The organism is Opitutaceae bacterium TAV5, assembly GCA_000242935.3.
In the GTDB taxonomy this organism is placed as follows: Bacteria; Verrucomicrobiota; Verrucomicrobiia; order Opitutales; family Opitutaceae; genus Geminisphaera.
This window is the reverse complement of record CP007053.1, coordinates 1,328,534-1,349,757: the sequence shown is the minus strand read 5'-3', so window position 1 is coordinate 1,349,757 and position 21,224 is coordinate 1,328,534. Positions and strand designations below refer to the sequence as shown.

The window sequence follows — 21,224 nt, the reverse complement described above, 5'->3', positions numbered from 1 at the left end:
CCATGCGCGTGGAACCCATCGACGGATTTTTCGGGGAAAACCTGATCGTCTTCGGCGGCCTGCATCGGGGTGGCTTCATCTCGCGCGGCTTCGAGATCACCGCACCCGACCTGGAGAATGCCGATCCCGTCCATCACAACGCGCTCGAAGCCGACCTGGTGGCGATGCTCGCCCTCCTGAAAGGCGATTGGGGAATGCAGGTGCAATGGATGCCGGACTCCGATTTTCGGCGTCCGCTCCAGCGCTACCGGTCGGAAACCCTGGAGCACGCCGCGAACGATTGGGAGAAGCGCCAGCGCAACGAACGTTTCGTGCGCTTCATGAAGATGGGCAAGGAAGGGTTGCTGCGCCGCGAACGACTCCGCGTTTACTTCACGATCCCGGTGGACGCGACCGCGGTCGGCAAATCAGGGCAGGCCACGCACGAAGCCCTGGTCGCCGCCTACGCGGAGCAGTTCAACCAGATCGGCCAGTTTCTCCAGGCACTCCTGAGCGGCAGCGGCGGCACGGTGCGGCCGATGACGGACGCCGACCATTTCCTTCACTACTTGGAGTTCCTGAACCCGTCGCTGCCGGAACAGAACATCTCCGACCCGCTGGAATTCTTCGACCCGGAGAAATCCATTCAGGAAAACTGCTGGCACAGCGAGGGCCGTCCCTTGGACAAGCCCGACACCGGCTTCTACCTCGACGGCTACTACCACGGGCTGCTCGTCCTGAAATCCCTCCCGAAGCGCACCCATCCCGGCATCGCGTATCTTCTCACCAAACTCGCGCTCCGCGACTACGCGATCACGGTCAACGTCGCGGCGGTGGACGTGGAGGAACTGATCGAGAAGGAGCAGAAGGAACTGAGTCGCGTCGAAGGCGATTACGAGAGCGTGAAAAAGATCAAGCTGCTGGCGGCGATGAAGACGAAGGCCGCGAAGATCGCCCGCTACAGCAACGGAGACAGTTCACCGTATCGCATCCAGTATATCATCCGGGCGTGGGATAAGAACCGGGAGGAGTTGCGAGCGAAGCTGACGGCGCTGAAAGCCTCCGTCGGCAACATGGAGCGGGCGGTCGCGTATGAGCCGGCGCTCGAAACCTCGGCACGGAATTTCTTCTACTGCTCGTGGCCGGGCTGGACGCATAGCCGCTACACGTCGCTCTGGCATGACTATGACGACGCGCTGGTCGCGAACATTCTGCCCTTTTCTTCCACTCCGGCCGGCTATCTGGAGACCGCCGAGTTCATCTACGAGGGCGCCAACGGCAACCTCGTCGGCGGGCGGACGTTTGTCGGCGAAGGCAACAACCAGACTCCGCAAAACGCGGTCGTCATCGGCACGACCGGATCGGGCAAGAGCGTCAACCTGATCGACATCCTGACGCAGACGGGGATGTATTTCGCGTTCACTACTATCGTCGAGGAAGGCAACGCCTACGCCGTCTATGTGCGCACGGTCGATCCTGACGCGCGTTCGGTCATCGTCCAGGCCAACGGCAAGCTGACAATGAACTACCTCGACACGCGCGGCCTGCCGTTGTCGGGCCTGCACCTGAGCGCGGCGGCGGCGCTGCCTATGCTCATGGTAGGCCAGTCGAAGGACGAGGACCGCAACAAGCTCCGCCAGGCGTTGCTCGCGAATTCCATCGGTCGCTTGTATGACGATTTCGCCCGCTGGTATCTGAACAAGCGCCCGGAACGGCGCGGACTGCTCGCCCGGCGGGCCTGCGCGCTGGAGGAGTATCGCCGCGAGCGCATGGGTCCGCAGGCGACCGACCTGGATGCGTTCCTGGAATTCGTCGAGTTCGAGAAGGCGAAGCCCGATGAAGCCGCGGCGTTTGTCGCCGGCATCGGCGAGGCGGAGGTGCTGCGCTTCGAAAAAGACAGCGTCGGCTCCCAGCGGGTGCGCGACCTGATCTTTTCGGAGTTCACGCCAGCGGACTACCCGCAGCACGGCCATTTGCAGGAGTTGCTGTCGGCGGAGGCGTCGGGGCCGCACGCCGACGAAATGCGCTACCTCGCCACGCTCCTGGAGCCGTGGACCTCGGGCGGCGCCTATGGGGAACTCTTCGATGGTGTCTCCAACGTGAACCTCACCGGGAAGATCGCGCATTTTGAATTGGGCTACATCCCGGAGTCGGCGGAGGAGCTGAAGGCGGCGGCGGCGTTCCTGATCTCGAACTATACCCGTTCGCACATGATGCGGCTGCCGCGCGCCCTGCGGAAACGGAATATTTTCGAGGAGGTGGCGCGCTTCGCCCTGATTCCGTCCGGCAAGAAGGTGCTGAGAGAGAGCTATCAGCAGTTGAGAAAATACAACGTCTGGAACGTCGCCACCGTCCAAAACTACGAGCAGTTCAGTTCGTCGGACATCCGCGGGCCGGTGCTCGGCAACAGTCGCATTCTCTTCCTCCTCCGGCAGAGCGACCGCTCGGACATCGAAGACTTGAGCCAGGATTTTCCGATTCCGGAGGCGGTGAAGGATGCCGTCATGCGGCACCCGGAGCCGGAAAAAATCATCGGTCGAAAGTATTCGCAGTTCACCTACTACCACACGGACGAACGCCGGCCGATGATCGTCACCATGCGCAACGCGGCCTCGCGGGAAATGCTCTACTGCGCGTCCAGCTCCGGCGCGCACTACGACCAGCGGGAAAAGGAGCTCAAGAGCTACGACAACGTAGTGGAGGGAATCATCGCCAACGCCTGATCCCATGAAAACCGAACAACAGCTCATCACTGAGGCCCGGCGGATCGAGCAGCTTGGCCGAATGGAATGGGAGCGGTATCCCCGTCCGCACCCGGCATCCTCCGACCTCGATCTGGCTGAGATTCTGGTGCTGTATCGGTTTCCTTCGGTCACGAGTGAAGAGCGCGAAGCCAACGACGGTCCGGTGCTCACACGACGGATCGAACGGCGGATTGAAATCGAACTCGATGCGGCAACGCCGGAGTTTTCCTTGGTCACGGAGGAAGTCGTCACCGATGCCGATGGCCAGGTTGTCCGTCATGAACATCCCGACGTGTCTTCCAGCAGCGAGTCGGCCTTCGACGTTTTGAGCGAAGGACAGGTCTTGACGGACTACGACCAATTGGGCTGCCAGTTGCTGCCCTTGGTCGAACGGATGGAGTCGCGCGACTTCGGCGATCCGACGAGTGCGGACGACATCGCCGAGGTGGAGCGAATCGTGGAGGCCGGCGTGCTGCCGGCGACGGACCGGCTGCGAATCAAGGCGGAGATCGTCGAATTCCTCGAAGGCCGCCTGGAGGCGGGTGCCTTCGTCACCCATGTCATCGATCGTCATTTTTGCCGCGAGGGCCGGTGCGAGACCGTCACCGAACGGCACGGCCACCGGATCACCATTGAAGAACCCTAGACGAAAGGAAACCCATGCACCGTATTCTCGAAGCCCTGGCTTTTGCGCATCCCTATCTCATGGGGCTGCTTCTCCCATTCGTCATCCTGCTGACAACGTCCGGCTGCGCCACCACCGGCGGGGAAACCGCAGGCGGCACGCGTAATTTCGTGACGACCGGCGCGACAACGGCGGCCGGCGCCTACATTGGCTCGAAGCAGGGCAGCGATCCGGGCCGGGGGGCCGCCATCGGCGCCGCGGCCGGCTTCGTCGTCGGCGAAGGAATCAATTACCTCAACAACAAGGCCCAGCGGGAGGCGTATCTGGCCGGCTACGAAAAGGGCCAGTCCAACGCCGTGAAACAACAATACTGGATCGCCCGCGACAACCAGCGCCCGTCGCTCGATGACCATTACGAGGAGGGTTATTATGAAATCGACGTGCCGGCGAGCGACCGCGAGGGCGTGCAACGAGAACCGACCAAACGGGTGATCCGGGTCGTCATGCCGAAGGAGGGCGAGTCATGAAAACCTTCGTCACGCTTTTTGTTGTCGTCGGGTTCGCCTCGCCCCTGCCCGCGCAGTGGGCCGTCATCGACGCGGCCAACCTCAAGCAAAACGTCGTCCAGTATGCGGCCCTGGTCGATCAGCTCGCCAACCAGGCGACGCAGATCAGCCACCAGGTTCGTCAAATTCAACAGTTGGAAACTCAGCTCACCCGCATGGGCGACCTGGCGAACGTGAAAGACCTGGTCGGGTTTCCCGAACTCAAACTGGAAATGGCCCTGCCGACGAAGATTCAGACATGGACGGATGGGCTCGTCCGAATCGACGGATACGGCCTGTTCGGGGATACGCGCGGCGGGGTGTTTCGTGAGATAGCCCACGAGTTTCCTGATTTCGACGGACGTTTTATCGTGCGTGAAGCGGAACCCTACAAGCGGGCGCACGAAGTCGCTGCGAAGGTGGACAATTTCAAGGAGGTGCAGAGCGACGTTTACACCCGCCGGGAACGTCTGCGCGAGGCCATCGCCCGCACCAGCGAGGCGGTGCGGCTCGCCGCCACCGAGGCCGAGGCGCGGAAGCAGGAAGCGGTCTTGAACGCGCAATACAGCCAGCTCGCCGCGCTGGACGCGGAGGTCGCCCTGAGCGCCGCGGAAATCCAGGTGAAGGCGGCCGAATCATCGGCGATGGCAGACGCGCAAAACGAGGCGGACGCCGAGGCGCGGAAGCGCCTTGCGCAACAGGAGGCCCGGAAATTGGCGACGACGTTCAAGCCCTATTACGGGTGTATGCTCCAGTATGTGACGGAACGGAGTATGTCTCCCTGATCGCGCAACGGGGAAAGCAAAAAAATGTCTTATACTCACCTATGAAAACGATCCTCAAAATGGGTTCTGTCCTGATGGCTCTCGTGGCGGTCGGGTGCTCGGATCGGGAGGCGGAGGCACGCAAAGCGCATGAAGAAGCCGAGGCCAAGGCGCGAGCCGAGGCCGCCCGCAAGGAAATGGAAGCCCTGCCGAAGGCGTTCACGTCGCCGCCGTTCTTCCAACGCAACGTTTCAGACCCGACACCGGCTCCCGCTCCTGATTCAGAGGAGAAAAAGAAAACCTCCAACCCTTGATGTTTATGGCCGTTCCGCCCGGAAGCATTCTGCCGTCCTCCTACTTCGAGGGATTGTCGTCGTTGTGGGGCGGCTGCGCCTACATCGGAAGCGCCATTGTCGCGGCGGGGCTGGTCATTCAGACGGTGCGCAGCCGGCCCGACGCGGGAGTCTTCGCGTGGCTGATCTCGAAGGTGCTGCTTATCGGGATCGCCACGCTCTTCCTGCGCGAGTGGCTGATGCGGCTGAACGACATCGTCTTCGCGTTTGCGGACATGCTGGGGGTCGATCCGACCGCGGTTGACGAGCGCTTCGTCGAATTCATCGCGGGCAAGACCTCGACCGAACCGAACGCCAGCGTGTGGGACATCATTTGGGGCACGAAGTCCATCGGCACGGCGATCACCTACGCGTTTCTCTGGCTCTTCGGCTGGTTGTCCTGGGGCGTTCAGTATGTCGTCAAATTGGTCGGCGGTGTGCTACTGACGGCCGGCTGGGCGCTCAGCCCCATCTTCCTTGCCTTCTTCATGCTTCGCCCGATGACCGGCGTGGCCCAGAAATACATCATCGGTCTCGTGGCCTTGGTCTGCTGGCCGTTCGGTTGGGTGATCGCGGCGGTCGTGACCAACGCGATGCTGGAAGCGGCGGCCTCGGCCAGCCTGGTTCCCGTCATCGTCGTCGGCGCGCCGGTTGCCGGTCCGGCGCTGACGGTCCTGCTGATCGGCGCGTGGATGCTGGTCAGTTCCGTGCTCGCCCCGTATGTGACGACGAAAATCCTGCTCATGGGCGTGAACCCCGCGGCAGAATTCGCCCGCGGCGTCGGCGGTATCGCCCAGGCCGCGTTTGCGGGAGGTGTTGGTGCCGGCGTGGCGGCGGCTACCGGCGGCCTCGGTGCGGCCGGCGTGGCCGCCGCCGCGGCCACCGGGGCAATGGCGGGCGGAACAGAATCGGCTGCACGCGGGGGCGGATCAGCCCGAACGACCGGCACCGCAATCGGAGGCTTGTCGGGCTTCTACGCCGGTGGCCTAATGCGCAAAAACACCGCCGCGGCGGAACAACGCGCCGCCGCTGATTCTCGTCAGGCCGCTGCCAGTGAGGCAATGGCCTCCGTTTTCACACAACACGCCCGGAACCAGCGGCAGAGCCGGAGCGGGTTCGATCAACAGCCGCACACGGCCGATCCCAACCAGGCCGCCATCGACATAGAATCTTATGATCCTTCCAAACCTGATGATTCCAAATCGTAGATACACAGAAGCGGAGGAAAAATCCGCTCGTGCCGCGGAACGTATAGCCGATGCCCAAGAGACCATCGCCCGTCATCTTGGTGAATTTCTCCGCGATCTTGATTCGCAGAAAGAAACTCCGCCTGCCGGCGGCAAGACGGAACCACCCAAGCCTAAACAAACCCGGAGGTAATCATGATCGCCACGGCCGAATCGTCCCCGACACGCGAGGCCCGCACCTCACCGGGTTTCGGCAAGCCGAAGTCGGCGTTGCTCTCGATCTTCGCCGGCCGGCGCCGCGAATCCCTCGTCTGGTTTTTAGTCGCGGTCGCGGCGTGGGTCTGGTCGGCGTGGGATCGGCATCGCCTGGTGGTGCAACTGACGCAGAAGCGGGAAGTCGTGCTGATCGACAGCCTCGGCACCTACTACGTATCGCCGGTCGTGGACATCCAGAACGCGAAGGATCTCCACGCGATGCAGACGAAGCTCGCGTGCAAGGCGCTCTTCGAGCGCAACCCCGCGGGCCTCGACAACCCGGAACTCTTCAAACAGCTCTTCCTCCGCGAAGCCGTGCAGGTGGCGCAGGCCGCGCTCGACAGGACGAGGGCGGAGTTCGAGGCGAAGTCGCTCCACCAGAAAGTCGAAATCGGTATTCCAGAAATCCTGAGCACGCGGGACAACGCCTTCTACACCTCGGCCGACGTGCAGTTGATCCGCGTCGGCTCCTACCAAGGAGCGCCGATCACCGAAGTGATGCGCTACCGGGTGAAATTCAAATTCCTCGTCAACCCCGACCTGACCCGCAACGGGCGTTTTCCGACGGCCGTGGCCGCGTTTCAAATCGAACCCGCACCCAAAGTATGAGGAGGCCGTATGTGGAAATATCCCGCACTCTTGCTTTGCACGGCGGCGCTGCTCACGGCGCAACCGATAAGGGAGGTCACGCTTGATCCGACGCAGGCGGTCGATCTTCCCGTCTCGCGGGAAATCACCACGGTGATGTTCCCCGGTCCGCTGACGGCGGTGGCCGGCGCGGACATGCTGATCGACACCGGCAAGGCCGCCGTGGAAGTCGAGGAAGGCACGTCGGTGCGGTTTCACGTCACGCACGCGCCCGGCTCGCATTTCATCCTGCTGCGCAGCCTGCAACCGGACGCGACCGGACGGCTGACGGCGATCTACGAGGGTTCCGCCTATGTGCTCAACCTCCGGTCGGTGGCGGGAGACTCCGTCGCGAGCGCCATCTTCAAACGCGCGGCGGTGCAGACGGCGGTGCAGGTGGATGCGCCGCCCGAGCCGGTGCGATTCACGCCTCGGATCGGGCTCAGCCTGCTGGACCGGGCCCGCGCGTATCCGATCCTGGTCAAGTCGCTGCCGCGGGCCGTCGAGGGCGTGACGTTGAGCGCGCAAAACCGGAAGGTGGAACTGCCCGACCTCGAAATCGACGTGCAGGAGGTTTACCGCTTTTCGAAGGAGGACGCGGTGGTGTTTCTCCTCCGGCTGAAAAACACCGGCGACGCGACGCTCGATCTCGTGCCAAGCACGTTCGCGGCGCGAGTCGCCAACGAACGGTTCGAGCAGACCATCGCGAACGGACCGCGCACGCTGTCGCCGGGCGAAAGCGCCGACGCCGAGTTCGCCATCGTCGGCCTGCCGGACGGCACGCGCAACGATCTCAGCGCGGACAATGCGTTCACGATTCTGGTCAACACCTCGCGCCGCGAAGCGGTCGTGGAAACACCGATACAGGTCACGGCGAAGGAGGCGCCGCAGTCATGAATCCCCGTCTCGCCGGCGATTTTCTCAAGAGCAAGTTCGGCCTGTTTATCGTCTTCGTGGTCGTGCTCTTTTCCGGTCTCTGGATTTACGGCCATCGGCAGGCCGAGCAGAAAGAGGCGGCGCGGCTCGCGGCGCAGAACTCGAAAAAAGTCGAGCTGGGCCAGGTCAAAGTGCCCCTCGATCAGGGCTTGGAAAGCGGCGTGCCGCAGGCCGCGCGTCCGCCGTCCATGAATCCGGGCGTGACCGGCGACACCAGCGGTATCGTGCCGTTCCGGCCGCCGGTGGCGTCCACCAAGGTGGTTGTCGCCCCAGCGCAGGGGCCCGCGCCGGCCCCCGCGGAGGTGAAACCGAAGAAAATCCGCCATGCCTCGCTGCTGGCGACCTACGAGGCGCCGCCCGCCGCGCCGCCTCCGCCGCCGGCTCCGCCGGAGCGTTTCATGCCGTTCGGCACGCTTTTGAAGTGCAAACTCGTGAACACGCTCGACAGCTCCAACCAGCAAACGCCGGTCATCGCGGTGCTGCTGGAGGATGTCTGGCAGAACGGGAAAAAGATCATTCCGGCCAACACGCTGGTGCATGGCACGGCGTCGGCCGGACGTATCCGGGATCGCATGATCGCCTCGGGCACCTGGCGTTTCGTGTGGCAGGACGGACGGGAACTGGCGTTCAGCGGCATCGCCCTCGATCGCGAATACGAGCACGACATCGACGGCTACGGCATCACCGACGGTTCGGCGGGCATGAAGGGGCGCGTCCTGGCGGCGGACAACTTGCAGGAATTGAAGCTGCTCGCAGCGGCCGCCCTGAGCGGCTTCGCCCGCGGCACGCAGGACCGCACGCAAACCGTGCTCGGCACGACGATCACCGGCTCGATTTCCAGCGGCGTGCGCGAAGGCGCGGCCGATGTTTTTGAGCTGTATGCGCAGCGCGTCCTCCGTGACATCGAGGAAAACGGCTACTACGTCCGCGTCGCGGCCGGGAAGGAATTTTACGTGTATGTCCTCGAAGCCATCGACCCGGCGAAGGCGAATGTCGCCGGGACACGGCATCAGGCCGCCACCGGTGCGGAGCCGGCGGCGCAATCCCCGAACCCGAACCAAGGATGATTATGCGCCCTGTATTATGCTTGCTGGTGCCGCTGGTCGTGGCGGGTTGCGCCACGCGGCGGCCGGTCGCGGTGGTCGAGCCGCCGCCCGTCCAGATCGCGGCCGCCTTGCCGACGAAGGCGGTGGAAACTCCCTACGACGTGCGCGGCTATCGCGAGGCCGCCCACTCGGCGTTGCGCCACGAAGCGCACGCGGTCTGGCGCCGCAGCCGCGTGCCGTTGAATTTCGAGGGCGAGCTCGTAACCGTCTCGCGGACCGGGTTCGCCCCGGCCAGCTACGCGCCGTTGCCCGAAAACGACGAACTCGCGGCGGAGCTCGCCACACAGAAGGCGATCACCGCCAACCTGCGGACGGTGCAGGCGGCGGTGGTAGAAACCGAACGGCAGGTGCAGGCGCAGTATGCCGCGCTCGTCCGGCAGAGCGCGGAAGCCCTGCGGTTGCGCGAGCAACTGGAGGCGGAACGGGCGCAACTGCGGGCGGCTGCTCCGCCGCCCGCGGCGCCGGTGGAGTTGCCTGCATCCAATCCGAACGAAGTGCGCTGGTAGGAGGCCCGCGATGACGCTCACCGAATCCCAGCGCGAAAAACTCCTGACGCTGCCAGCGCGGCTGAAAGCGTCGCTGATCGGGCAGGACCTGGTGATCGACCAGGTCGCCGAGCGGCTGCAACACGGCGAACTCGGGCTCACCACGCCGGGCCGGCCGAAAGCGAGCTTCCTGTTTCTCGGTCCCACCGGCGTCGGCAAGACCGAGCTGACCTTGTGCTTCACCGACTACCTGATCGGCCCCGGTCGCGTGGTGCGGCTGGATATGTCGGAATACCAGACGGTGGACCGGCTGGCCTTGCTGCTGGGCGTTTCGGATGAGGAGCCGGGCCGCATCGCGGAGGGCTACGACGCCTGCGAAGGACGAGGCACGCTGCTTTTCGACGAAATCGAAAAAGCGCATCCCCGAGTCCTCGATGTCCTGCTGCAACTGCTTGACGCCGGGCAGATCACCGCCGGTCGCAACCGGGTGCTGGATTTTTCGGACTGGTATTGCGTGCTGACGAGCAACATCGGGGCGCAGCGCATCATGACGCTGCGCAAATCGAAATATGAGACGATGGAACGCCTCGTGCGGCAGGACGCGCAGCGTGAGATGCGTCCGGAGATTTTCGCCCGCATCACGCTCGCGGCGGTCTTCAACAAACTCGACTACGACGCGCAATGCCGGATCGCGGAGGGCATGATCGCGAAGGAATGCGCCGCGCTGCTGGCCCGCGGCTTCGCGGTGGAGCCGGACCGCGGGACGCTGGATGTGATCGTGCAGCGCGGATACCATGAACGCCTCGGCGCCCGCCCGATGCGCGATGCGACGGAACTGCTGGTTCGCAAGGCGCTTGCGAGGGAACTGCTGGAAGGCCGCACGGGGGCGGGCCTCCTCCGCCCGCATCCCAACGGCATGGAACTGCAACTGCATCCGGTCACACCGGCATCGAATTGAATTTATGAACACGTCATCCTCCGCCTTCGCTCCCCGCATCGTCGTCCTGAAATGGGATCGTTTGTATGGCGACATGATCCGCCGGCAGATTTGGGATCTGTGGCCGGACGCCTCCGTCCAGGTGTTCCAGAGCGGTTTCGATGCACTCGGTTTCATTCAGGAAAGAACGCCGGACCTATTCATCGCCGGCGCGAAAATCCAGGACATGGACGGTCTGGAGCACCTGGAGCCGTTCGTCGATTCGGACCTGCCCATCCTGATCGTCACTTCGCAGAAGGACGAACAAACCATCAACCTGTTGCGGACCGTCCGCTACGACGGTCTTCTTGACGGGTTCATCGAAGGGCTCGACGCCTTGCCGGGCGTCTTGCGGCTGGTCATCCAGCGACGAATCTACGTCAGCCCGACGTTTCGGGACCGGCTGAAACCGGTCCGCAACATCACGCTGGATGCGCTGACGCGCACGCAACGGGTGGTGCTGTCTGTGATCGGCGACGGCTCCACGGATGACGAGGCCAGCGAGCGGCTGGGCATCGCGCCGGGCACGGTGAACCAGCACCGCAAGGCGATCATGGCGAAGCTGAAACTGCATCACAGAGGCCAGCTCATGCTGTATGCGCTCCAGCAAGGCTACGTGCGGGTGACGGCGGACAACATTTACTATCCCGGTTTCCAGCGGAAGCTCCAGGAGCGGAAGAACGGTGAGCCGGGTGCCGTGGAAAAAGCGGCGCCTGTCGGGGGCAAATAATCTTCGAGCGCGGCCAGACGAAAAAAGGGGCCGAAGCCCCTCGTGTCAGTCTTCGTTAGGAAGCATAAGGGTGAGGACGGGTTCGCCAGCGTCACCGGGTCCGATGTGGAGTTTGAACGTGTGGGTTTGTCCGGTGATGATGACCTTGAAGAGCACTTGGTCGGTTTTGCGGTTCGTGCGGATCGCCAGCTTCGCCATCGTGGAGATGTCGTGCAGAATCCCATTCACGTCCTGGCCTGGGGTTTTCAGGGCTTCCTCGATGATCGCCCAGACCGTGGACGTGCAGACCAAGGGGAGCCACCAGTGTTGCCGGGTGACTTCGATCTGGCTCAGGTCCACCAGCACGCCGTCCTTGATGGCTTGGGCGCGCGAGTAGGAGTAGATGATTTCCCCGAACGGATTTTCGTTTGTCATGATATGCGCCGTTCGGCCTGTGGGGGCGTGTGCCACACCTTGTGACCTGATCGCCTACAGCCGATTGGCGGTTCTCGCCCCACACCCGAAAGTCAAAGCGGTGGACGGAGCGCCGAGGCGGCGGGCCTGCCCGCAACGAGGGGGAAGCGCAGTGGTCCCGCGTGGTGGAGCCCGCGTAGCGGGACTACCTTGACCGGGTGTAGAATGGCGAAACCAGCGGCTGGCTGTTGCTGGAAGAATTCGAGCGCCAGCGAGCATCCGGTCGCACAAAAAAGGCACGGCGGAAGCCGCGCCTCGTGCGTGCGTCAGAGCCAGCGGTGCCGGAGCGCGTAGTCGTCCCCGAACAAGATGCGGGAAAGCGAGGACACCGCCTGGTAGCCGACGTCCAGCCCGCAACCCCGCACGCGCAGGGCCTCGGTGCGCTGGTCGTAAGTCCATTCGAGCGCACAGGCGACGCTCCAGGTGATACGGATGATTTCCTGCTCCGACACGTAGTAGAGGTCGAACGTGCGCGACATGCCGGTGGAGCTGACACTGCGCAGGCAGGTGTAGATGACGAGCCCCGGAGTGAGCCGGGCCTTGAGGTAAGCGATCGCCTTTTCGCGTTCGGCAGAATTCGTCTTCATAAAACACGCCGTTCGGTCCGTGGGGCGTGTGTCACAACGCGCGACCTGATCGCCTACAGCCCGATTGGCGGTTTCGCCCCCACCCGAAAGTCAAAGCGGTGGACGGAGCGCCGAGGCGGCGGGCTTGTCCCGCAACGAGGGGGAAGCGGAGTGATTTCGCTGGAGGTGGAGCCCGCCCCGCGGGACTACCTTGACCGGGTGTAGAATGGGGAAACCAGCGGCTGGCTGTTACTGGAAGAATTCGAGCGTCAGCGAGCGTCGTTCGGGTTGTCTTGGCGGCGAAGGACACGAAAAAGGCGGCCGGGGTTGCCGGCCGCCCGTTGAGGCGAGGGTTATTCGCTCTGGTCGGATTTCAGTTCCGCGAGACGTTCGAAGATGAACGTGTGAGCCTGGTCGGCCAGCTTGGCGACGAGCGGGAGGTCATCACGGCCGAAGCTGTCGGTGTCGTGATAGTTCTTGGCGTCGTCCACGTAGGTCCGGGCGAAGGTCACATTGTAGAAACTTCTTCCGGTCGGTTTCGTTCTCCCACACGGCGGCCTTGATGCGGCCGAGGCGGAAGGTTTTTACCGGCAGCTTGGCGCTGGCGGGGGCGTTCCTGGTTTGCGGAGCGGAGGGAGCGGTTTTGGTAGGCATATAGTTCCTTTTTTTGATTTTGTGAGGAGCGGGATTGCTCTCTCGCCCCAAGGCGGGGGTGCCGGCCGGGACGAGGGGACGGTTGGGGGGATTCCTTTCAAGGAGGACCCGAACGCTCCCTGTCCGCGCAGCGGCGGACCGGCTGGAGGGGCCGCCAGAGAGAGCAAAAACGATCCGGAAAAAAGGAGCGGTCCGCGCAGGCGGACTTGCCGGACAAAATGCGAACCGCCCGGGGCAGTGAACGCATTCGCTGGCGCTGACGGGGAATGACACCGTGCCGGCCGTGGCCCGCGGGGATCGAGAACGAAGCCGGTGGAAGTTCGACGTGGCCTCGCCCGGATGTGGACGATGTCAGGAGACGACACCGCAGGGCGGGATGACCTTCCGCACGGGGCGGGCCGATCAGGACGTTCATCACGGCTCGCGGAACTGAAAGACGGTGCAGGAGCGTATTCGCCTCGTGGACGGCCGGAAACTCCGGCCGCCGTGTGTCCGCCGCCGCCTCGCTGTCTTTGTCGGGCTGCATGGCTTCAACCTTGGATTGCGCGGGGCGCAATCCAACGGGGTGCCTCTGCCGAAATCACGGCACGCCGCGCCTCCTGAACCCGGCACGCACGCGGCGTTGTGGGGAATGTGCCGTGCGCGGTTCAGAATGGACGATGAAAAAAAAGTCTCCAACCAGCGGCGCGTTCCACCACGCGCGAAACTCAAACTCCGTCGGCGTTTTCGGGCGAAAGGAGGCTGCGTGAGCTGGCTCTTTTCGCAGGCGCTGGTGGAGGAATACTCGGCGGGCAACTCCTCGGCTGGCGGTGCGTGTGCGCCGTTGAACGTGATGCCTTCGCCGCAGCCGTTCTGGCGCAACGACAGAACGATGGCTGCCTCGAACCTTTCCCGGTTTGGTCCGACGTGTGCAGTTTTGACGGCCGCCCGTGGCGCGGCCTTGTTGACGTCGTATCAGGCGGGTTTCCGTGTCAGGACATCAGCGCCGCCGGCAAAGGCGTGGGCATCGATGGAGCGCGCAGCGGGCTCTGGCGGGAAATGGCACGCATCATTCGCGAGGTGGGACCCCGTTATGTCCTCGTGGAGAACTCCCCAATGCTCACTCTTCGAGGGCTGGGACGTGTTCTCGGAGATTTGGCCGCGTTGGGGTATGATGCACGCTGGGGAGTGCTCGGAGCCAGTGATGCCGGCGCGCCGCATCGTCGGGAGCGGATCTGGATTCTGGCCGGCGCCGACGTGCAACGGCTGGAGGTCGGAGGGGGCGATTATGCAGTTGAGAAAACTGGTCGAGGTGGGGGCGATCACGGTGGCGGAGGCCGAAGCGATGGCGGAGGGGACTATCACGCCTCCGCGCATGGGCGTATGGCCCACACCGATGACGAACGGCTTGCGCGGAGGGAGCCGGGCCAAGAGGACGGCGCCCGTCCGGGAAATGTGGCCGACGCCGCACGGATTCAGTCCGGACGGGCGGAGCAACGGCCCGAGCGGGAACGAACTGGGTCGGGCCGTGAACCAGGCGGAGCGGGCGTTCCCGACGCCGACGGCGTCAGCGTCGAAGGGTTGTTCGCCCACAAGCCTGACGCGCAAGAGCGGCCGGTCGCGGGTGAACGACCGGCTGGATCATCGCGTGATGGCGGAGAATGGTGGCAGTCTGAACCCGACGTGGCCGCTCGGGTGGACCGACTTAAATGCCTCGGCAACGGCCAGGTTCCGGCAGTGGTTGCGCTCGCATGGCGGACACTCCGCCAAGGATGGACAGCCGGTCGAGTGACCGGCCGGACTTGAGCCGGATGCCCGCTTCTCGTCATGGAGAACATCGCACGAATCCCGGTGCCCGAAAGCGAGCGTCACCTGCGGGTGGCGCTCGCACGGGAACGTGTGGTCGGCGGTCTGATTGAGCCGCCCCGCGGGAAACTTTACGGCGTCATCTACGCCGATCCGCCGTGGCGCTACAACGACGCGACGCCCAATCGCGCCATCGAAAACCACTATCCGACGATGAGAGACGAAGAGATATGGGCGATGCAGGTGCCCGCGTCGAAAGACGCCGTGCTCTACCTTTGGGTCACGGTTCCCAAGCTGTGCGAAGGGCTGCGCACAATGACTTCGTGGGGATTCACGTATAAATCGCACGCGGTTTGGGACAAGGTGAAGCTCGGCATGGGTTATTGGTTTCGGGGCCAACACGAACTGCTCATGGTGGGCACGCGGGGCAGGGTCCGGCATCCTGCCCCCGCGCTGCGCATTTCATCGGTGATTCGCTGCCCGCGGGGACGGCATTCCTCCAAGCCCGATTATGTGCGCGACAGGATCGCGGCGTGGTTCCCGGATGCGCAGCGCCTCGAAATGTTTTCCCGGCTCAAGCGCCCCGGCTGGGACGTGCTGGGGAATCAGGTCGAGCACGATCTCTTCTCGGGATAGCCCAAAGTGGAGGTGTATCTGTCTGGTTAGCGATAGGCGCTCACTCCCGAACTCGGCACACGCGCCCGCTTGTAGGCATCCGCGCGTGGCGGGAAATTTCAGGCATGAAAAGGACGGAGCGAATTCCGTCCTATGAATTCAAAAACAAGGATAACCAATGAAAACGCACATCGAACCAACAAAGGAACCGGCCACGACAGCGGATGGCGTCAAGGCATCGCGCTTTCAAATCTACCGCCAGACTCGTGCCGGCAGCTATGTGGTGGGTTTCCAGTCGGATTCGGCGACTGAAGCAATCGAGGCGTTCCTGTCGGCGACGCCGCTCTTCGATGGCGGCGAACTTCGCATTTGGGATCGCCGGGAGCAGAGCGTCGCCGCATCGGTGGAGTGGGGACGGGAGAAAACTGACTTCGGTTTCGCCGTGCGCCACCGCACGAATGTCTTCCACAACCGGCTGCTCGGGTTGGTCGCTCGACACATCCAAGACCGCGAATCCGTGCGCGAGGTGATCCGGCGGCAGATGGGAATTCTCATTTAGGGAGCCGAAGACTTGCTGCACGCGGGTAAAGAAAGCTGCGGAGAATCCGATGAGACTAGCTGTTCAGCCTGTTCGGAAGCCGATGACCGCCAGTAATGGCGAGCCTCGGCTTTCGGCATTTGGCGAGGGTTTAAGGCAGCCTCCTTCGCAGAAGGAACTGGCGGCAATTTTACAGGTGACGACACGCCATTTGCGACGCTGGGAGGACGCGGAAGCGGCGGCCGGCCGCTCGTGCTCTCGGCCCTACTCCCACGCGGATCTATGGCGCCTGTATCAATATCGTGGACGCAAGGGATGGGATCGCAACATGGCGACGCGCCTCGGCCTTGCTTCTGTTTTTGAACGTTTCGACCAAATCCGGTTCGGTGGAGAAAAGAGAGAGCCGAAGGATGGGCAATCCATGATGGCCGCCCTCATGCTACGGAGCATTGCGATAGATGGAGACGAGGAGGCCGCCGGCGAGGCTTCCCTTCCACGTATGTTCGGAACTGGATTGGCCGAGGTCGCTAGGTCACAGCTCCGTGTGATCGTAAGTTGCGATCAAGCCTGCGACCTTCTCGTGAAGGCTTTCTTTGAAGCGTCCTTAATTGCCGAAGCCAAAAATCCGACCAAGGCAGACGAAAGCAATGTGGCTTCAATGCTTTCAGCTTAACGGAGAGCCGAGGCGATTGTCGCGCCGCTCGTTTCACACTTCAGCGCGTTCAACGATGGCGAGGTCGAGGACTTCCTGAGAGCCGCCCTCGGGAATTCGCAAGTATCCTCGGGGCCGAGATGAACGACCACGTCTGGACTTGCGTTGCGCTGTGCCCCAACTGCCACCGCGAGACTCACATATCCCCCGACCGCGACAGAATAAACGCCGAATCGCTCGCAATCGCAGCTCGGTGGGCTCCGAGGGAGAAAGCCGGGGCCTAGTGCCCGTATATCTCCTGCCTGCGGCGGAACGCCACGTCTCCGCCTTCGAGTATCTTGAGCACGGCGGCCTTCGTCTCGGTTTTATCTATAGCGCCGCGGTCGAACGCCTTTCCGCCATCGTCCGCGCGCCGCATCGGGAGCAACAGCTCCGCGTCGCCAAGCACAGCGATGTTTGCGTTGTGCGTGACGAGCACCACCTGCCGCCTTTCCTTAATCGCACGCAGGACCTTCACGACGGCCGAGAAGATGAAGGCATTGTCGAGGTCGTCTTCCGGCTGGTCGATGACGAGCGGGATATTGGACTCCGCGAGCATCGCGATGGTGAGCATGATCGTGTGCTTCTGGCCGTCGGAAAGCTGGTTCACGGGGATGGTCTTAACCACCGTGCCCTTGGTCTTCACCGTAATGACCGGGCAAGGGGCCTTCCACATCGCTTCGAGCGCGTGCAGCTTGTCATAAAAGAAAAGCTTTTTGCATAATTCCTGAGCCCATGCCGCATCCATGCCCCCGGCGGCGGCGATCCCCACCTTGTCCTGATCCCAGACAAGCTTTGCCAAGTCGGAGGGAAACATCTTCGAACAGAGCGCCGCGGCGGCGTCCTCCCTGAAGTGGGTGCCCTGCATCGCGTCCAAGATGAACTCCTTGAACTCGTCGATGATGCCGGACGGTTCGTAGTGAACGTAGACGAGATAGTCCTGGATGGTCTTACTCAGGTTCTGATTGATTGAAGCCAACTGGGCCTTTCGCCGCTGGGTTATCTCCCCGCGGACTGCCGCGAGGGAAGCCAAGTATTCCGTGCGGTCTTTGCGCAGCTGTTTAAGCTGAGGCGACTGCCCGTTGATCTTCGTGATCTCGAGCGCGAGCGCGGTCTTCTGCTTGAGGAGCGTGTTAAGCTCCACGATATTTCCCGCAAGGCCCTTCTTCTGGAGGTCGGTTATCTTCCCGTTTAGTTTCGCCTCTAGAGTCGATTGCGCGGTCCTCAGCTCGGCGAGCGCCGCGGTAACGGCGTCAGATTCCATCTTCAGGGCGGCGTTGATCTCCTTTGCCTTCGCTGCGAGCATGGCGTTAACTCTGTCTATCGCCTCCTTCACCTTGAGGAGCGCCGCAGCGCTCTCGGGCGAAGCAGTTATCGGCTTCGCGACGGCCTCGATGGCCGCGTAGTCGCGCTCAAGGACTGAAAGCGAGATTCCCAGCTTATAGCTGTCCCGCACCTCAGCGAGCGACGTGCCGAGGCTCTTCTCGCCCGTGAGCTGGCCCTGCTCGGCGGCGATTTCCTTGAGCTTTCCCTCCTCCGCAATCGCGAGCTTCTTGTTAACCTCTCCGAGTAGCCGGTTCTTCTCCTTCAGTTGTGCCGAACTCCCTTCAAGCGGGATGAGCTGCGCGCTGTTCTGCGCGAGCGCCGCCACCAGTTGGGTTTCCTTGCTGAGCAAATCCGATAGCGTGAGATGCCGGTCGAGGAACTCCTGCAAGAGAAGCGGGGCTTTAAGCGGGTTGTCGGCGACCTCGGCCAATTCGCCCTGCCGATAATACTCAACCCTGAAGGCATCCAAGGGCACATCGACGATGGTCCCCTCGTCCTTTGCCTTAACGATAGGCTGCCCGCCCTGCACGCGTTCGTAGCGGTAACGAGTATCGTTTTCGTCTTCGCAATACACGACGACCGTCCCAGGACAGTTGTCGTGTCCCTCCAACTCGTCGTCGATCCCGAGGCCGTGGGCCAGCGTCTTGAGAGCGGAGGACTTTCCGGTGCCCCGCCCTCCGATAAAGCAATTAAGGTTGCTGCTGAAGTGGTATGTCTCTCCGTCGAGGAATCCGCCCGACACGTGCATGCCGAGGATGCGCGGCAAAGATCGTGGGATCGTAGCGACCGCGCGGACGCGCGCATCGGGGTCTATCAGCGCGATGCGGAACGCGTCGAAAGTCAGCTCGTTCAGCTTGAACCGGGTGAGCAGCTTGCCAGCGCGGCCGGCGACGAATGCTTTAAGCGAATGCGCGTCTGATCCTTGAACATGGGCAAGTTCGGGGCGCCCCATCGTGGCGGGAGACGCTACGCGGGCGGCACAGAGCTTTCTCCGATTTGCGCCATCGTCGGTTGCCTCGTCCGTGTCGGAATACCAGCAGAGGTGCGCCGCGTCGTCGCATTCGAGCCCGTAGAGACCTGGGCTAAGCAGCACGTCTTTCTTCCAATTCTGGTAGCCCGGCGTGAACATCTCGAAGCCGCTCTTCGCGCGGTCGATGTGCGCCGCGATTGAGACGCAGCCTAGGTGAGCCGCTTCCTTAATTACGTCTGCCATCGACATCGCCGTGTGCGCGTCTTGATCGCCCGGCTTTCCCACGAGGTTGATCTTTCCTAGCAGGTTCCGTATCGCGATTGCCTTGTCGGGTGCGGCGTAAACGAGCAAATGGCCGTTCGCCGTGGAAATCTCTACGCCTGCCAACACCAGAAGTTGGCCGGAATATTTCTGCGCGTATTCTATAGACTTCTGCGTATTCGTGTCGGCGTTGTGATCTGTGATGGCGAGAATGCCTATCCCAAGTTTAACCGCCTCGTCCACGATCGCCTCGATGGTCATCGAGGCATCTTTTACGTCGTGGGAGCCGCCGAAGGAATGGACATGTAGGTCGGCGTTAAAGAACTGCGCTCCGCTGTCGGCCTTTTCGATGTCCTTAAACGTGATTGGCATGGGTGTATGGTAACAGCTTGGATTGTTGCTGATCCTTTAGCCAACAAATCTCACGGAGTTCTATTTGGTGCCCGGAGCGGGACTCGAACCCGCAAGCCCTTTCGGACAGCGCATTTTAAGTCGGCGTTATGGATAGGGACAGCCTCGTGAGATGTCCGCTTTTTCGGCAAGCATGTCCGCTTTGTCGACTCGGCGAGACAACGACTTACGGGGAAAAGTCGTCCCATCATGAAAAAGTCGCTCGAAAACGAAACCACCCGGCAAAGTCAAAAAAGTGGGCAAGAAGTGGGCAAGAATTCCGCCGCCCCAACCACCACGCATGGCAGCCTCGCCCGCTTGAAACAGCGCATTCAGCGCAACACCCGGAAATACTATGGGGCCGATGCGGCGCCGCAATACCTCATCCGGATTCAATGCCGTCGGCACCGCGAATGGTTTGAGCTGGGGGCCGATCTCGACGCCGCCGCGAAACTGGCGCGTGAAATCGATCAACACCTCCGGTTGCATGGCTGGGATGCGACACGGAAAAAGTTCAAGCCGGCGTTTGAGTCGGAGCTCTGTGACCTGACGGTCGGCGGTTACATCGCAATCGTAGCCCAACACGGTCAGCTTCATCCCATGACGCTCAACGGTTATGCCGCGCTGTTCCGCCGGATCGCGGCGAGCATCCGCGGCATCACCCTGACCGGAACCGACAAATACACCGGTGGCCGAAAGCCGTCCAAGTGGCGCCAGATGGTTGACAAGATTTTGCTCAACACGATCACGCCCGAGCGGGTGGTGGAATGGCGCGACGCCTACGTGGCCCGTCGGCCGGCGGGGACCGAGGCTCGCGTGCGCGTCGAGCACACCGCGAACAGCTTCATTCGCAACGCACGTTCGCTCTTCGCCAAACGAGTGCTCAAGCGGGTGCTCACGAAATGCCCAAATCTCGCCTTGCCTGACCCGCTGCCGTTTGCAGGTGTCGAGCTTCTGTCGGAGCGGGAGTCGGATTTTTTCTACATCTCGGAGGTGGATGCCAAGCAACTGATCGAGGACGCCTTCAAGGAGCTCTCGGGAAATCAGATCATCATCTTCATTCTCGCGATTGGAGCCGGGATGCGGCGCAACGAAATCGACAAGCTGCCGTGGTCGCATGTGGACCTGCCTTCGGGAACGGTGACGGTGGCGCCGACCAAATACAGCCGGCTGAAAAGCGATTCCTCGGTCGGCAAGATTCAACTGGAACTGCGTTTCGCCCAAAAGCTGCGCGAGCATGCATCCGAAAGTCGTGATGAGTTCGTCCTGGCGTCCGATGTTCCTCCACGGCTGGATGCGCCTCAGCGCCATTACCGTTGCAAGAAAGACTTCACGGCGCTTTGTGCATGGTTGAAGACGAAGGGCATCACACGCTTCACAAACCGCATTCACACGCTGCGAAAGGAATTTGGTTCCCATTTGGCGCAACGGCACGGCATTTTCGCAGCAAGCGTCGGCTTGCGACACTCGACCATCGGCCTCACTCGGAAATACTATGTTTCGAGCAAGATTGAGCCCACATCTTTCTTCGCAACCGAGACTGCTATGGCCACGCCAGCGCTGGATGTGGCCAAGCTTGTCGAACTAGTGCAAAAGGCGATTGAACAAGGGGTGATCAAAATTCCGACAGCGTCAGCGGCCTAAATCATCGTCATCCCATGGCATGCAATGGCGACGGTGCTGA

21 protein-coding genes and 1 pseudogene are annotated in these 21,224 nt (G+C 62.4%); 17 read left to right on the top strand and 5 right to left on the bottom strand.

What is annotated here, in order from left to right; all coding sequences use genetic code 11:
* Positions 1 to 2: 2 nt before the first annotated feature.
* From OPIT5_06210 to OPIT5_06155, 12 genes are all read left to right on the top strand, one after another.
* A complete protein-coding gene (locus OPIT5_06210; protein ID AHF89877.1) occupies positions 3 to 2,702 on the top strand; it encodes a hypothetical protein in 2,700 nt (899 codons plus the stop codon).
* A gap of 4 nt (positions 2,703 to 2,706) precedes the next feature.
* Positions 2,707 to 3,369, top strand: a complete 663-nt coding sequence (locus OPIT5_06205) for a hypothetical protein (GenBank protein AHF94134.1) — start codon at positions 2,707 to 2,709, stop codon at positions 3,367 to 3,369.
* A 14-nt stretch (positions 3,370 to 3,383) separates the two neighbouring features.
* Complete coding sequence (locus OPIT5_06200; GenBank protein ID AHF89876.1) at positions 3,384 to 3,875, top strand: hypothetical protein; 492 nt, start codon at positions 3,384 to 3,386, stop codon at positions 3,873 to 3,875.
* Positions 3,872 to 4,678, top strand: coding sequence for a hypothetical protein (locus OPIT5_06195; protein ID AHF89875.1), 807 nt, complete (start codon positions 3,872 to 3,874; stop codon positions 4,676 to 4,678). Before OPIT5_06200 ends, OPIT5_06195 begins: the two co-directional genes overlap by 4 nt.
* A gap of 41 nt (positions 4,679 to 4,719) precedes the next feature.
* Complete coding sequence (locus OPIT5_06190) at positions 4,720 to 4,971, top strand: hypothetical protein (GenBank protein ID AHF94133.1); 252 nt, start codon at positions 4,720 to 4,722, stop codon at positions 4,969 to 4,971.
* A gap of 5 nt (positions 4,972 to 4,976) precedes the next feature.
* Positions 4,977 to 6,197 carry a hypothetical protein gene (locus OPIT5_06185; GenBank protein AHF89874.1) on the top strand — a complete coding sequence of 407 codons (1,221 nt, stop codon included), beginning with the start codon at positions 4,977 to 4,979 and terminating at the stop codon, positions 6,195 to 6,197.
* A 174-nt stretch (positions 6,198 to 6,371) separates the two neighbouring features.
* Positions 6,372 to 7,040 carry a hypothetical protein gene (locus tag OPIT5_06180; GenBank protein AHF89873.1) on the top strand — a complete coding sequence of 223 codons (669 nt, stop codon included), beginning with the start codon at positions 6,372 to 6,374 and terminating at the stop codon, positions 7,038 to 7,040.
* 9 nt (positions 7,041 to 7,049) lie between these two features.
* The gene (locus tag OPIT5_06175; GenBank protein AHF89872.1) at positions 7,050 to 7,955 is read left to right on the top strand and encodes a hypothetical protein; all 906 of its coding nucleotides are present in this window, start codon (positions 7,050 to 7,052) and stop codon (positions 7,953 to 7,955) included.
* Positions 7,952 to 9,061 carry a hypothetical protein gene (locus OPIT5_06170; protein ID AHF89871.1) on the top strand — a complete coding sequence of 370 codons (1,110 nt, stop codon included), beginning with the start codon at positions 7,952 to 7,954 and terminating at the stop codon, positions 9,059 to 9,061. The genes OPIT5_06175 and OPIT5_06170 overlap by 4 nt, the downstream gene beginning before the upstream one ends.
* A 2-nt stretch (positions 9,062 to 9,063) precedes the next feature.
* Entirely contained in the window at positions 9,064 to 9,606 is a 543-nt protein-coding gene (locus OPIT5_06165) for a hypothetical protein (protein ID AHF89870.1), read from the top strand.
* A 10-nt stretch (positions 9,607 to 9,616) separates the two neighbouring features.
* Entirely contained in the window at positions 9,617 to 10,543 is a 927-nt protein-coding gene (locus tag OPIT5_06160) for an ATPase (GenBank protein AHF89869.1), read from the top strand.
* 4 nt (positions 10,544 to 10,547) lie between these two features.
* Positions 10,548 to 11,291, top strand: a complete 744-nt coding sequence (locus tag OPIT5_06155; protein AHF89868.1) for a LuxR family transcriptional regulator — start codon at positions 10,548 to 10,550, stop codon at positions 11,289 to 11,291.
* Between the two features lie 45 nt (positions 11,292 to 11,336).
* Here the strand turns inward: OPIT5_06155 and OPIT5_06150 are convergent, their stop codons facing one another.
* The 4 genes and pseudogenes from OPIT5_06150 to OPIT5_06135 all read right to left on the bottom strand — a co-directional run bounded on the left by OPIT5_06150 (position 11,337) and on the right by OPIT5_06135 (position 13,520).
* Positions 11,337 to 11,705 (bottom strand): hypothetical protein, encoded by a 369-nt coding sequence (locus tag OPIT5_06150; GenBank protein AHF89867.1) that lies wholly within the window; start codon positions 11,703 to 11,705, stop codon positions 11,337 to 11,339.
* Positions 11,706 to 12,010: 305 nt separating this feature from the next.
* Complete coding sequence (locus tag OPIT5_06145) at positions 12,011 to 12,331, bottom strand: hypothetical protein (protein ID AHF94132.1); 321 nt, start codon at positions 12,329 to 12,331, stop codon at positions 12,011 to 12,013.
* Between the two features lie 332 nt (positions 12,332 to 12,663).
* Positions 12,664 to 12,964 (bottom strand): annotated as a pseudogene (locus OPIT5_06140) (hypothetical protein).
* A gap of 97 nt (positions 12,965 to 13,061) precedes the next feature.
* Positions 13,062 to 13,520, bottom strand: a complete 459-nt coding sequence (locus tag OPIT5_06135; protein AHF94131.1) for a hypothetical protein — start codon at positions 13,518 to 13,520, stop codon at positions 13,062 to 13,064.
* Between the two features lie 185 nt (positions 13,521 to 13,705).
* Here OPIT5_06135 and OPIT5_06130 point away from each other — a divergent pair, with 185 nt between their 5' ends.
* The 4 genes from OPIT5_06130 to OPIT5_06115 all read left to right on the top strand — a co-directional run bounded on the left by OPIT5_06130 (position 13,706) and on the right by OPIT5_06115 (position 16,575).
* Positions 13,706 to 14,749, top strand: coding sequence for a DNA methyltransferase (locus OPIT5_06130; GenBank protein ID AHF89866.1), 1,044 nt, complete (start codon positions 13,706 to 13,708; stop codon positions 14,747 to 14,749).
* A gap of 21 nt (positions 14,750 to 14,770) precedes the next feature.
* Positions 14,771 to 15,385: a DNA methyltransferase gene (locus OPIT5_06125; GenBank protein ID AHF89865.1), complete on the top strand. Its 615-nt coding sequence runs from the start codon at positions 14,771 to 14,773 to the stop codon at positions 15,383 to 15,385.
* Positions 15,386 to 15,542: 157 nt separating this feature from the next.
* Entirely contained in the window at positions 15,543 to 15,923 is a 381-nt protein-coding gene (locus tag OPIT5_06120; protein AHF89864.1) for a hypothetical protein, read from the top strand.
* Between the two features lie 307 nt (positions 15,924 to 16,230).
* Positions 16,231 to 16,575: a hypothetical protein gene (locus OPIT5_06115; GenBank protein AHF94130.1), complete on the top strand. Its 345-nt coding sequence runs from the start codon at positions 16,231 to 16,233 to the stop codon at positions 16,573 to 16,575.
* Positions 16,576 to 16,834: 259 nt separating this feature from the next.
* Here the strand turns inward: OPIT5_06115 and OPIT5_06110 are convergent, their stop codons facing one another.
* Complete coding sequence (locus OPIT5_06110) at positions 16,835 to 19,522, bottom strand: hypothetical protein (protein AHF94129.1); 2,688 nt, start codon at positions 19,520 to 19,522, stop codon at positions 16,835 to 16,837.
* Between the two features lie 228 nt (positions 19,523 to 19,750).
* Between OPIT5_06110 and OPIT5_06105 the strand changes: the two genes are divergently transcribed.
* On the top strand, positions 19,751 to 21,184 hold the full coding sequence (locus OPIT5_06105) for an integrase (protein AHF89863.1): 1,434 nt from the start codon (positions 19,751 to 19,753) through the stop codon (positions 21,182 to 21,184).
* Positions 21,185 to 21,224: the final 40 nt, after the last annotated feature.